Source organism: Paramaledivibacter caminithermalis DSM 15212, from assembly GCF_900142245.1.
Lineage (GTDB): Bacteria > Bacillota > Clostridia > Peptostreptococcales > Caminicellaceae > Paramaledivibacter > Paramaledivibacter caminithermalis.
Window position 1 is genome coordinate 22,884 of sequence record NZ_FRAG01000038.1, and the last position, 13,403, is coordinate 36,286.

The window sequence follows — 13,403 nt, forward strand, 5'->3', positions numbered from 1 at the left end:
ATTATTGAAGAAACAATATTAGAAATTGTTGGAATATGAAGTTGAAAAAGGAATAAAAAATCAGAATTAGGAGGTAAAAATAATGGATAAATCTTTTCTAGTGCTTTATAGGGTAGAAACCCCACTACATATGGGCAGTGGGACAGAACTTGGGGTAGTTGATATGCCTATACAGCGTGAAAAAGTAACAGGTTTTCCAAAACTTGAGGCCTCGGGGATAAAGGGTTCAATTAGGAGGATATTTAAACAAAAAGATGATTATTTAACTAATGCAATATTTGGACCAGAGGATGATGGAAGTGAATATTCATCATGTATTAGCTTTAGGGATGGTGAAATTTTGCTATTTCCAGTAAAATCAACACAGGGAATATTTAAATGGATAACATGTCCCTTTGTATTAAATAGGTTTATAAAAAATTACAATTTATTTTTAGGAAAAAATGAAAAATTTAATAGCATTGAGAAAAATCAATTTTATTCTGAAAATAAAGATAAAGATGCTATAGAAGTTATTTTAGAGGATTTTAAATTTCAGCTTAAAAGAATTAAAGAATGTTCAGTACTAAATAAAATTATTAGTCTTATCAAAGAAGATGAAAATACGCCTAATTATTTAAAAAACAAGATTGTAAAAGAAGAAATTATTATTCTTTCAGATGATTCCTTTAGATTTTTCACAGAAATGTCTACTGAAATAAACACTAGAATTAAAATAGGTGATAAAGGTATTATTACAGAGGGACCGTTTACAGAAGAATATCTTCCAATAGAAACTATAATGTATGGATTTGTTTCTGTAGACAAATTTATGATGGATGAAAGAGATGAAAATACAAAAAAAGAAAAAGAACGGTTATATAAGAAAATGACAGAGGAACTAAAGGCTGAAAGAGTAAATGAGTTTGATTATGTTAAAAAAGTCCTTAATAAAAATAGTTATATACAACTAGGCGGAAATAAAACTCTAGGAAAAGGGATAACACAGTTGATTTTAGGAGGAGAATAATATGCTTACTTCTAACGATGAAAAGATAAGGTTTATACATGAGTATTTTAGTAAACATATAAAAAATAAAGAAAAATTTAAGTATGTTGAGGATATACCATTTATGATTAGAAATAATGGGCTGTTTAATACATTGATGTATTTAAGAGACAAAGGGAAAGAAGAAAGCATATTTGTAATGTTTAGTAATTACTACGAGATAATTTCTCAAAGTGATAATTTACTGATTGATATTTTTAATATGCATAAAGAATTGAATCGAGACTATTTGATATATACACATGAGTTTTATGAATTTGCCTGCCAATTGAAAATTTATTTTAGAACGATATGATGGAGGTATTTATGGCAAGTATAAAGGAATTATTAGATAATGATACTAAAATAAAATTAGAAAAGGAGTATGGTATAAAAGAGCAAGATAATGGAGAAAAAGATGAAAAAAAGAAGACTAAAGCAAAGAACCTTTTAAAGGAAGAATGTTCATACTTGAATATGCAATGCTATAGAAATAGTGATGTTAATAAAAATAAAGATATTGAGAAAAAGGAAAAAGAAATTAAGAAAAATCCATTATGTAAAAATATTAAAATTCCAACTATTAATGGGGAGAAAGAAATTGAAAATTTTAATTTAATGTATAATAAATTGATTCATTACGATTGTAAGGAAGATAAAATTAAGCCGTGTAATCTAACTGTTGAAAAAGTTTATTATTATGATAAAATACATAGTTATTTATCAAATAAATCATATATTTTTGAAAAATTAGGCTATAAAACAATAGTTGAAAATTTAATAAGAAGTTTACATTCTCCTATGGTTATAGGACTTGGAGAAGTATCTGTTAGAGAGACCTCAATAAAGTTCGATCATATTTATGGGATACCATATATTCCTGCTAGTACCCTTAAAGGTGCATATAGGAATTATATGGAAAAGGAATATGTGTTTGATTACGAAGAAGAAAAAGAAGAATACATAGATATAATAAATGAATTATTTGGTACTGAAGATAGTGAAGGAGAATTAATATTTGTTGATACTTATCCAGAACAAGGATTTAAAATAAAGAATGATATAATGAATCCTCATTACTCAAATTACTATGATGAAAAAGAGTCTCCTACTGATGATCAAGATACAAAACCTATATTTTTTCTAACTCTTCAAGAAACTAAATTTAAATTCAGATTATTTATAAAAGAAGAAGTATTTAATGACAGAAAAGAATTGATCAAAGATAGTTTCAATAAATTTTTAGATAGCGAAGCCCTAGGAGCAAAAAAAGCAGTAGGTTATGGATATTTTAAAGTAGAAGGGAGTGAAAAGGGTGACAAAAGAACGAGTTCTTGAGATTTCATCCGTTACTCCAATGCTATCTCATGGTGCAGATAACAAAAGCCCAGAAATAAGAATACCAGAATTCAAGTCGGCTATGAGATTTTGGTGGAGGGCTTTAAGCTATTTTAAATCAAATGGAGATAAGAATTTTGACTATCTTAAAAAGATGAAATCTTTAGAAGGTAAGATTTTTGGAGATGCAAAGGAAAATGCTTCGCCCATTAGTATGAAATTTAAAAAGCTTGATAAGAAATTTAGAACTTCTAAAGCTACTAAGATTATAGGTGAGTATGATTATAATATAAAAGGCTTTAAGGCTGTTGAGTTTAAAATGTCATTAGCTTTAAAGTATCCTCAGGTATTAAGAGAGATAGAGAATTGGGATTTTGATAAGTATTATAGTCTGTTAGAAATAGTTTCTGTTCTTGGCGGTATAGGACAAAGGGCAAGGAGAGGTTATGGAGCTTTTAAAATTGAGGATTCTGATATCTATTCAAACATAAGTTTAGAATATCTAAAAGAGAAAATAAATGGGATTTTTGGAGAGATATACGAAGTAGAAGAATCTAATTACATTAAAGAAGAAAATGTAATTAGAAGAAAAAAAGATTATATACCATATTGTGAATTTCCATTTGTTGAAGAGATATTTATCGGAAAAAAAGAAATAGAATTTGACGATTATGAAAAGAACATGAAAAAGGGGATAGGCAAGAATTTTGATGCCGACAAGTTCTTTGAAAAAAATAAATACAAGTTTAAAAGAGTAAATAGATATGCTTGCCCAGTATATATAAGTGCATGTTATAAAGAAGAAACAAATAAAATTATACCTGTTATTACAATACTTAACAACACTCATATAAGTAAATCTAAAGAATATAAAGAATATAGAAAATATGTATTAAATATAGTAGGAGAGTGCATAAAATGAGCCAATATTTGTTAGTAACAATAGGTCCGGTACAATCGTATATAGCACAATCCCGCAAGACAATAGATCTTTTTAATAGTTCAAAAATAATAGGAGATATATTAAAGAAAATAGTAGAGGAGATAAAACCGTATTTAAAATATAGAGAAGACATAGAAGGTATAGAAATTTTGCTACCGAGTATGAATATAGAGGAATATTGTCAAGAAGATAACAGTATACCAAATTATTTTATAGTTGAACTTAGTGAAGATAATAGTGTATTTAGGGATATTGAAAATACGGTAAAAAAAATTTATGAAAAAGTGCTTTATGATTTCAAAAAAGAAATTGAAAGAAAATTTAATGGAACAATAAGAGATAACGAATTACAAGAACATATTAGTGATATTTTTGACATCTATTCAGTAAAAGTAGAAAGTGATAACTATAAGAAAGCATACGATGAATTATATGAAAAGCTTGAAATGTTTAAAAACATAAGGATTTTTAATCATTATTTTGGAATAGGTGAAGCAGGTAAAAAATGTACCATATGCGGTCAAAGAAACTCTATATTTAATAAAAATAGTAATAATACCACAAAGAGAGTTTTATCTGAAAAAGAACATCTTTGTTGTAGCTGTTATATAAAGAGAATTTATGATAATAAAGAAAGTAATTTTCCATCTACTGCCAGTATAGCAGTAATGGGCTGGGAAGGCAAAAATGATGAAAATAATTTAAAGAACTTTAAGAATGAAATAAAAAAAATATTGGGAGATACTGAATTATACGAAGCATGTTATTATTACAAGGATGTCGTACTAAATGAAGCTAAAAAGAAGGACAAGGTTAAGAAATGCGAAAAGATTTTTGCTGATTATGATGAAAAATTATTTTCAAAATACAAGCCTACTAAATATTATGCATTAGTAAAATGTGATATTGATGATTTAGGAAAGTGGATGTCTGGAAAGTATTTCAAAACAAATAATTTCTTAGAAGAACAAAAAAAACTATCTAAGAAAATTATTGAATTTGGGAAAAGTATTGAAAAGCAATTTGCAGATAGGAAACTGGGAAGAACAATATATACAGGCGGAGATGATTTTTTATTATTTGTTACCCTGGAAGAATTGTTTAGTGCTATAAAATTGTTAGATGATGGTATGGAAAGAATAAATAATGAACTGAAAAATTATAATAAAAAATTAACTATATCAAAGTCTATTACAATAGCCCATTATACAACGCCTTTACAAAATGTGATAAATATTACATCAGCTGCTTTAGAACAAGTAAAAACAAGGTTTAAAGAAAGGGAATCAAGTAAAGATGTATCAAAAAATGGAATAGTAATTACATTTATTACCAGAAGTAATACTTATAGGACTACTATGTTTAAAAATACGACAAAAATAAATGCAGATATTTTTGAATTTGTTATAAATGAATTTAAAAAAAATAACATAGCTAAAAGCTTTATTACTCAGCTGAAAATGAATTTTAAAGGATTTGATGCAGTTATGGAATATGGGGAAATGCTCAATATAAAGCAGATATTTGAAAGTGAGGCTAGGAGATTACTGGCACGAAAAAGTGAAGATGAGTCAAATGTGGCAGATATATTGCTTGAGCTATTAAATCAAGGAACTATTGAGCTGGGAACAAATTCATATAGACTTGATTATACTAATGTATTTAATTTTTTACATATAGCAAGCAATATTTCAAGAGAACTTTTAAAAGGGGAATGAAGGATGGGATATTTACTGCTTAAACCATATGATAGTCTTTTTTTTAGAGATGGTAAGCCCTTTGAAAAGGGAACAAGCCGATGGCTGTCGGGAATGAATATACCGTATCCGTCAACTATTTATGGAGCAATTTTTAGTCATATTATAAGGCAAAATCCTAAAGTAAGTGATGAAGTTGATAAAATGAGACAAGAATTTGAAAAGCTTAAAGGAAAAAAGCAAGACAAGCTAGCTGAAGCGTTAGAATCAAAATTGATGGGGTATTTGAAAATCAAGAATATATATCTTTATGATAAAAATAGAAATGCTGCTTATATTCCAGCACCATTAGATATTTTTATTAATGAAGAAGGCAGAATAAAATATGGAGAATTTATCAAGGAAAAATATCGTTGTAATAACGAAATTGAACTGGAATACTTAATGAAAAATCCAAAGGATTATGATAGAGCTGATAATTATTATATGAATATTTTAGATTTTGTAAGATATTATGCTAAAGGTAAAAGAAGAAATGGATTACTGATAAGTGAGAATGATATATTTGAAAAATCCTATAAGGTAGGCATAGAGTTAAATGAAACTAGAACAAGTGAAGAAGGACATCTGTATAGAATAGATACTTCTGAATTTATAGATAAGGGATTTAGATTTTTGATTGAGTATGAAATAGATAAGGATATAAAGCTTACATCGGGTTATATAAGGTTGGGTGGAGAAGGAAAATTGGCAGAGCTTGAAGTGATAGATGAAGAAATTTATGATATTAAAATGTTAAATAAATATTATGAAAATACTAATTTGGAAAATAACTATGTAAAGCTTGTACTTACTACAGAAAGTATTTTTAAAGAAACGGCATTTTTCCCAAAACTTAAGAATATAGATGTTGTCGGTATAGTAAATGACAAGCCCCTTCATATTGGTGGATATGATATGCTAAGAAAAAGACCTAAGCCAATGATGAAGGCAAATAAGAGGGGTTGTATATATATACTTGAATTTAAAAATGCAAAATGCAAAAGTTTAAAGGATATAAAAGAGGAAATAGAAAAAGCTGTAGATTTTGGGAAAGGAAATAGCTATAGAGGATTTAACAGATTTATCTTATCGATATTCAAGGGGGATTAGGTATGAGTGAAGATTTAAAGAATATATTTAAGGAAAAATATGATGCTTATGTTATATGTTCGACGTTGAATCAAATAGTGAATTATATACCGTTAAAAATGCTGCAAGATAAAGGAGTAAAAATTGGTAAGATAATCAATATAAAAGTTGAAAGTAGTGGAAATAGAAAACAATTTAATAGTGATAATTGGGATGAAAATCTTAAAAGTATATTGGAGGAAGATATACAATATTGTATTAAGTTGCCAAGGAAATTTGATTTAGATATTTATGAAGATAGGATTCAAAGACAAATTGAGAACAAAAAAATAAATGCAAATACAATCCTTTGGAATATAACAGGAGGACAGAGAAGTACAGTTGTAGCTATACAAGAAGTAGTTAGGAAAAGATATGAAGCTGAAAAGGAAGATGTAATAATTTATCTTGAAGGAAATACTAACGATGTCATAGTAGGTAAACGTGGAAGTGGTAATGAAATAAGATATATTAAATATGATGGTAAATATGGAATTGGAGGTTTAACTATTGAAAAGGCTATGAAGCTAGCTGGGTTTGATTTATATGGTACGGGAAATACAGGTATTAATTATTTGGATAAAGAATATGTAATTGATAAAGAAACAGATAAACTTTTGGATATGTTTTATGATAATTATGTAAAATCACAAAGATTTAGGATAGATATGATAGCTACAAACAAGAAAAATAAAGAAAATTATGAGATAGAAGTAGGCGACAAGGCGTGGGAAAAGATAATTAAAGAATATAAATTTATGGAAAATTTAAAAGAGAAAATTTTTAAGAAAAAAGGAAAGGAAGAAGAAAATAAAAATCAATATAAATTCGGATATCTTTTAGAGTTTATAACTATTAAAAAAATTAAAGAGATTATAAATAAAAAGATAAAAAAAGATGATAAATTAAAGGATTACTTTATAGATTTAAAACATAGCTTGAAAATAAAGAATAATTATGATGGAGTAAATAAGAAAAATCAATTTTGTGAATTTGATATTGCACTTTTAACACGGGCAGGACAGCTAATATTTTTTGAATGTAAAAGCGGTGGAATGACAGGAGAAGTTGCAAAGGCAAGACATTATACTAGCTATGCAGTAGGAGGGGTATATGAAACTCCTATAGTAATTACACCATTACTTTCAGGAGAAATAAATAATGGAAAACATGATAATTTTTATGATGATATATATTCGGCTATAAGAGCAGCAAAGAAATCAAACATAGATGTGTGGGGAATAGATGAGCTAGAGACAAAATTAGAAGAATTGTTTGAGGACGTAACAGGGAAGGAGATGAAGTAATGAATCAATCTATGCCTATATATATGAGAGCTATTACAGCTATACATCCAGGGGCAGGACAAGATACAGGGATTGTGGATATGCCGATTCAGAGGGAGATTACAACTGGTATTCCCAAAATAGAGGCTTCTGGACTAAAGGGGTGTTTTAGAGAACTATTTACAGAAGAAGAACAAAATATCTTATTTGGTAAAAGTGATAATGCAGGTATTATTGGACTTACAGATGCTAGATTATTGTTTTTCCCTGTTAAATCAGCAAGGGGAATATTTGCCCTTATAACCTGTCCCTTTGTTATAGAGAGATACTTAGAAGAAGTTGAAGAAAATACAGAGGATAAAATGAATTTATTTGTGAGAACATTAAATGAAAAAATCAATTTTATAAACAATAATCAATGTTATATACTTACTAATACATTATCTATAAATGAGAAATTTGTTATGCTTGATGAATATACATTTGACAGCAAAACACTAGATATTAGGTGTATAGAAGAATTCAATAATATAATTCCATATATAGAAAAGATAGCAATAATATCAGATGATAATTTCATTGATTTCGTATCAAATTGTACAGAGATAGTAACAAGAAATAAGATAGGTGAAAGTGGTACAGCCAGTGATAAAGGCTTGTTTACAGTAGAGTACTTACCACAGGAATCGATTCTATATACTATTGCAATATGCTTTAAGTCTATTGATAAGGAATATAAAAATGATAATGAAAAAATAAAGGATACATATTGCTTTAATAATGTGCTTATTAAAAAAATTAAAGGAAATAAGATTCAAATTGGAGGTAATAGAACATTAGGTAAAGGATTTTTAAGAATATTATCAGGGGAGGAGAAATAATTGGGGGATAGATTAAATAACAAAAAAATAATAAAAACACAGAAGGCTTTCTTGATGGTAAAAAATTTTATAGAAAGGTTATATAAAAACGATTTTGACAATAATATTGATGATAGAGAGAATAAAGGAGATAATAAAGAGAATAAAAGAAGAAAACGGCTTGAAAAATTTAAAAGCTATTCGGTAAAAATGCCAACAATGATAAAAGTAAATGGATTGATAAATGCATTAGCTTTTATAAAAGGGAAAAATGATGAGGTGCATCAATATATATATGATAGTATAAATGATTATTACATTGAAAAATTTAATCCGATGGCTGATGATATAATCAAGGATATATTATCAAATGATGGGAAAATAGGTGATAATCACATGGAATATCAAAGAGTTGTTACAGCTGAAATATTATCATATTTAGTTTGGATAAAAAGATTTGCTGTTTCTGAAGTAAATGATTTAATAGAAAATGAATCATAAATATAAGAAAGCACAATGTCGTCGCCTCCCAATAGCGCAAAAACCTCAGGAGGTCGACGACAATTTTGTTTTTAGAGTTTTATAGTAATTCCAAGGGATATAGTATTTTAAATAAAAAAAGAGGATTTTTTTGATGAATGTAGAAAAGATAAAAATATGGTATTTGCAATGACAAAATGGTTTATAGATTGCCTATAAGGAATTAAGACCTTGAAGTTAAAGCCGATTTTCTTGCTCTTGCCATGTTTATAGCTTAACTAAAAAATTATAGCATATAACAAATTTACTTATTTCTAATTGTTTTACCCATAAAAAATTGTTATGATAAAAGTTATTTGATAGAATACAAATATAAAAAATTCAAATAGGTGATTTAACTTATTATATATAAATTTAAATATAAATTTATAACCTTGCTACGTATAGTTGTAATTAGGTAGGAGTAAAGACTCCTACCTAAATTTCTAATTGAAGTAGATTGTGTAAGATGAAGGATATATGGCTAGTATTATATTGAGGTGGTGATAAAGTGAAGATAACTTTTTGTGGTGGCGCCAAAGAAGTGGGTGCAAGCTGCTATTTAATCAATGTAGATAATAAAAATATACTTTTAGATTGTGGAATAAGAATGAAGGCTGGTAAGGATTCTCTACCAGATTTTAGACGTATACAGGAGCTTGGAGGTGTGGATGCTATTGTAATTAGCCATGCTCACCTTGATCATACTGGATCGTTACCAATAGTTAGTAGGGAGTATCCTAATGCACTAATATATATGACTCATGCTACAAAGGACCTTATTAGGGTTTTATTGTATGATAGCTTGAAAATTATGAATAATAACGAAGCCGAGATACCTATTTATGCTGAAGTACATGTACAAAATATGTTAAGTAAAATAGTTTGTTATTCCCCTCAATATCCTATACAAATTTTTAAAGATAAAAATATAAGAATAACCTTTTATAATGCTGGACATATAGCAGGAGCAGCTCTTATATATGTTCAGGGAGATGAAGGAACACTACTTTATACAGGAGATATATCAGCTGTAGATCAGCAAACAGTTACAGGAGCATCACTTCCAAAATTGAGACCAGATGTAATGATTATGGAATCTACCTATGGAGATAAGCTTCATTCCAATAGGCAGATAGAAGAAGATAGACTGATAGAAAAGGTGAGGCAGGTAATAGAAAAGGATGGGAAGATTCTTATACCAGCCTTTGCATTAGGAAGAGCACAAGAAATAATTTTGATATTAAAAAGAGCTATTAACAAAAATCAGCTTCCAAAGTTTAAGATATATGTAGATGGAATGGTAAAGGATATAAATAGGGTATATAAACTTAATCCAAATTATCTAAAGAAAAATCTTGCTAAAAAAATATTTAAAGGCAACGAAATATTTTATGATGAAAATGTAATAGCAGTTAAAGATAAGGATGTCAGAGAAGAAATAGCGAATTCAAAGGACGGATTATGTGTAATATCAAGTTCAGGGATGTTAAATGGTGGACCAAGTCTATGGTATGCAGAGAAATTCGCAGGAGATGAAAGGAATTTTATTGCTATTACAGGTTATCAAGATGAAGAAGCTCCAGGAAGAGAGATATTAGAGCTTATAGATTGTGAAGAAAAAGAAAGGAAAATCCATTTTAATGATAGAAGCATACCTCTTAAATGTGGTATTGGAAAATATGGTTTGTCAGCCCATGGAGATAAAGGAGAACTTTTAGGTATAATTCATAAAGTAATGCCTAGGAAGCTTTTTCTAGTTCATGGAGAACAAAGCATAATAGAAAGTTTTTCAAGAGACATTAATAAAGAAATAAGAACTCAGGTTTTTGTACCGACAAATGGAGATGAATATGATATATCCTTTAGAAATCCTCGTAAACAATTGGAAATAAATAAGGGAATTCAAAGCTTAATGAGAAATGATGAATTGACAGAAGATAATATTAAAGTTTTATGGAAGCATGTATATGAAGCTAAGGGGACAAATATAGGTTGGCTTGTAGAAGAACTTATATTTATTTGGAGTGGAAAAAAAGCTTTTTCAGAAGAGAATATTGTAAGATTTAGAGAAGTTTTAAACGAATCAAAGTACTTTGAACCAAATTCTAGAAAACTCTTTTTATATCATCCAGTATCCGAAGAAGAATTAACTGAAGACGATGGAATAATGGAAATGAATGAAATGCTAAATTTAGTTGATGAGATATTTCCAAATGAAGCAGGGTTATATAAAAAGGGAGCAAGATATGAAGAAAAGATAGTACTTCTTAATTTCAACTTTCCCCAAAAGGCTAAAGAAAAATATAGAGAAGAAATTAAAGGAGTTGAAGATAAGACTGGTTGGAAGGTAGAAATAAACAAGGACTGTAATCAAGGAGCAGCAGAAGAATTATTGTATTCCCTGCTTCCATCAAATATAAATATAGACAAATTTTCATATCATCGTGACAAAGGTTATTTTTTGATATCATTAGATGGTGAGATAAAAGACGTAAATGAACTTCAAAAAAAATTTCAGAATATTACGGGTATCAAGCTGATGCTTGGTTTAGAAAAAACGGTAGCAGAAGATATTAATTTAAAGAAAGTAAATAAAGAAAATATGATGGAGCAAAATAAGGCATTTCAAACGATTGATAAGGAATTTGAAGCTAAAGAACACAAAATTTATAAAAAGAGTAAAAAGGAGATAAAAGGAATTCCTTATATAGAGCTAAGCTTCATATCCCCACAAATTGGAGAAAAGTATAAAGGAATCATAGAGAGTTTGGAAGAAAAGACGGGTTGGAATATTACTATAGCTAATAATCCTAATCAGAATGAGATAATTAAGATTATAAAAAATATATTTAGACAAAAAGAGATGATATTAAAGAAAAATCCAAGTATTCATGTAAAAGAAGGTTTAGTAAAAATCAAATTATCCTGTGATGTATTAGAAGAAGATAAAAAAGAAATTATAAAAGCTGTTAAGGAACAAACTGGATTCGATTTGATATTGATTTGATAATTTGAGCAATGAAAACAAACCTTTAAGGAAATGTAATCATAATTATAAATGGTTATAATACAGGTAATATAATCTAATTAATAAACAGAGGGTAGATTATGGATAATAACTTAATAAATAGACTTATAAAAATTTTAAAAAAGAATAATAAAATTATTATGGCTTATGTATTTGGTTCAATTGTTAAGGGTAATGAAACTAAAGATAGTGATATTGATATAGCTATTTATATTTCAAAAGGGGAAATAGATGCATTTGAATATTTAAGCCTAAAAAGAGAACTTATGGATGTATCATCTAAGGAAGTAGATATAGTGATTTTAAATGACGCTAATCCTTTAATAAAACAAGAGATATTTAGAGATGGTAAAAAACTTTTTTCAAGGGATAAGGAGCTTGAAAGTAATTTTATAGTACATTCATTATTTGAATATGAAGATATGAAAAAATATTACGATTTGTCATATAAATCTATGATAACCCGTATAAGAAAAGAGGTTGAAAAGCATGGTCAAAATTGAAGTTTTGCAAAACAGGTTAGAGCAATTAGATGTTTCTATAAAAAAAATTAGGAGATATGTAAATCTTTCCTTAGAAGAATTTTTAGAAGATGATATTGTTCAAGACGTTGTTGAATATAACCTTTTTATAGCAATAAATATGATGATAGATATAGCAGTTCATATCGTTGTTGATAATAATTTAGGGAAAATAAATACCATGGGAGAAGCTTTTGAGATACTGTATAAAGAAAAATATATCTCTAAAGATGAAATGTTGACATATAAAAATATGGTAGCTTTTAGAAATATATTATCTCATGAGTATGTGAAAATAGATAAAAAAATGGTATATGCAATTATGCAAAAAAATCTGATTGATTTTGATAAATTCATATTATTTATTAATGATAATTTTATATAAATTTTACCGATTTTATAAATTATTACAAAATATTTATTTTTAAGAAAAATTCAATAAAATGCCAAACTTTTAAATCACATATCTATATATAGGAAATATTAATGTCGTCGACCTACAATAGTGTAAAAATCGCTAGAGGTCGACGATATTTCATTTGTCAAATGAAAAATTAGCTATACACAAATAGTTTATCACATAAATTTGCTAAAACGACAAAACTAGACAATTTATACAAAAGGATTTTCTGCAATTCTGAAGAAATAAATAATAAAAATAATATTAATCCTGAATTATTCATAACTCAATGAATTATGATGAAAATTAATGTTAAAAGGTAAAATCTTATATCTGAAGTTCTGGTTTCATTAACAATAGAACCAAAGATTATAATTTTAATAAGATACCAACTCAAAATCTTATGTTGTAACCTAAAAAAGAGCAGACTAATCCCTTGGTTATTGCTTTAAAGTTTTCAAATTTGATTTTATAAATTATGCAAAAGTAATATTATCAATGTTTTTCATAATTATTTGAAATTTGTCTTTATAAGGATAACTACTACTCATTCTAAAAGTAGTCTTTCTTCCAGATTTAATATATCTACATGCAATTTTGATAAACAATGA

The 13,403-nt window shown here is 27.6% G+C and carries 12 protein-coding genes; all 12 read left to right on the plus strand.

What is annotated here, in order from left to right; translation table 11 throughout:
- Positions 1 to 82: 82 nt before the first annotated feature.
- The 12 genes from cmr4 (BUB36_RS13165) to hepT all read left to right on the plus strand — a co-directional run bounded on the left by cmr4 (BUB36_RS13165) (position 83) and on the right by hepT (position 12,777).
- The gene (gene cmr4 / locus BUB36_RS13165; RefSeq protein ID WP_073151079.1) at positions 83 to 1,009 is read left to right on the plus strand and encodes a type III-B CRISPR module RAMP protein Cmr4; all 927 of its coding nucleotides are present in this window, start codon (positions 83 to 85) and stop codon (positions 1,007 to 1,009) included.
- Between the two features lies 1 nt (position 1,010).
- A complete protein-coding gene (locus BUB36_RS13170; protein WP_073151081.1) occupies positions 1,011 to 1,343 on the plus strand; it encodes a type III-B CRISPR module-associated protein Cmr5 in 333 nt (110 codons plus the stop codon).
- Between the two features lie 11 nt (positions 1,344 to 1,354).
- Positions 1,355 to 2,365: a type III-B CRISPR module RAMP protein Cmr6 gene (gene cmr6 / locus BUB36_RS13175; protein ID WP_073151084.1), complete on the plus strand. Its 1,011-nt coding sequence runs from the start codon at positions 1,355 to 1,357 to the stop codon at positions 2,363 to 2,365.
- Entirely contained in the window at positions 2,343 to 3,287 is a 945-nt protein-coding gene (cmr1, locus tag BUB36_RS13180) for a type III-B CRISPR module RAMP protein Cmr1 (RefSeq protein WP_073151087.1), read from the plus strand. The genes cmr6 and cmr1 overlap by 23 nt, the downstream gene beginning before the upstream one ends.
- A complete protein-coding gene (gene cas10, locus BUB36_RS13185; RefSeq protein ID WP_073151089.1) occupies positions 3,284 to 5,026 on the plus strand; it encodes a type III-B CRISPR-associated protein Cas10/Cmr2 in 1,743 nt (580 codons plus the stop codon). Before cmr1 ends, cas10 begins: the two co-directional genes overlap by 4 nt.
- A 3-nt stretch (positions 5,027 to 5,029) precedes the next feature.
- Positions 5,030 to 6,157, plus strand: a complete 1,128-nt coding sequence (gene cmr3, locus BUB36_RS13190; RefSeq protein ID WP_073151091.1) for a type III-B CRISPR module-associated protein Cmr3 — start codon at positions 5,030 to 5,032, stop codon at positions 6,155 to 6,157.
- Between the two features lie 2 nt (positions 6,158 to 6,159).
- Positions 6,160 to 7,482, plus strand: a complete 1,323-nt coding sequence (locus BUB36_RS13195; RefSeq protein ID WP_073151094.1) for a hypothetical protein — start codon at positions 6,160 to 6,162, stop codon at positions 7,480 to 7,482.
- Positions 7,482 to 8,342, plus strand: a complete 861-nt coding sequence (gene cmr4, locus BUB36_RS13200) for a type III-B CRISPR module RAMP protein Cmr4 (protein WP_073151096.1) — start codon at positions 7,482 to 7,484, stop codon at positions 8,340 to 8,342. The genes BUB36_RS13195 and cmr4 (BUB36_RS13200) overlap by 1 nt, the downstream gene beginning before the upstream one ends.
- A complete protein-coding gene (gene cmr5, locus BUB36_RS13205; protein WP_073151099.1) occupies positions 8,343 to 8,822 on the plus strand; it encodes a type III-B CRISPR module-associated protein Cmr5 in 480 nt (159 codons plus the stop codon). It abuts the gene before it with no gap.
- 529 nt (positions 8,823 to 9,351) lie between these two features.
- On the plus strand, positions 9,352 to 11,850 hold the full coding sequence (locus tag BUB36_RS13210; protein WP_073151102.1) for an MBL fold metallo-hydrolase: 2,499 nt from the start codon (positions 9,352 to 9,354) through the stop codon (positions 11,848 to 11,850).
- A 101-nt stretch (positions 11,851 to 11,951) separates the two neighbouring features.
- Entirely contained in the window at positions 11,952 to 12,374 is a 423-nt protein-coding gene (mntA, locus tag BUB36_RS13215; protein ID WP_073151105.1) for a type VII toxin-antitoxin system MntA family adenylyltransferase antitoxin, read from the plus strand.
- Positions 12,361 to 12,777 (plus strand): type VII toxin-antitoxin system HepT family RNase toxin, encoded by a 417-nt coding sequence (hepT, locus tag BUB36_RS13220; protein WP_073151107.1) that lies wholly within the window; start codon positions 12,361 to 12,363, stop codon positions 12,775 to 12,777. Before mntA ends, hepT begins: the two co-directional genes overlap by 14 nt.
- The last annotated feature ends 626 nt before the right edge of the window (positions 12,778 to 13,403 follow it).

Coding starts and splice junctions, on each gene's coding strand:
- cmr4 (WP_073151079.1), top strand. CDS start 83: ATGGATAAATCTTTTCTAGTGCTTTATAGGGTAGAAACCCCACTACAT.
- BUB36_RS13170 (WP_073151081.1), top strand. CDS start 1,011: ATGCTTACTTCTAACGATGAAAAGATAAGGTTTATACATGAGTATTTT.
- cmr6 (WP_073151084.1), top strand. CDS start 1,355: ATGGCAAGTATAAAGGAATTATTAGATAATGATACTAAAATAAAATTA.
- cas10 (WP_073151089.1), top strand. CDS start 3,284: ATGAGCCAATATTTGTTAGTAACAATAGGTCCGGTACAATCGTATATA.
- cmr3 (WP_073151091.1), top strand. CDS start 5,030: ATGGGATATTTACTGCTTAAACCATATGATAGTCTTTTTTTTAGAGAT.
- BUB36_RS13195 (WP_073151094.1), top strand. CDS start 6,160: ATGAGTGAAGATTTAAAGAATATATTTAAGGAAAAATATGATGCTTAT.
- cmr4 (WP_073151096.1), top strand. CDS start 7,482: ATGAATCAATCTATGCCTATATATATGAGAGCTATTACAGCTATACAT.
- mntA (WP_073151105.1), top strand. CDS start 11,952: ATGGATAATAACTTAATAAATAGACTTATAAAAATTTTAAAAAAGAAT.
- hepT (WP_073151107.1), top strand. CDS start 12,361: ATGGTCAAAATTGAAGTTTTGCAAAACAGGTTAGAGCAATTAGATGTT.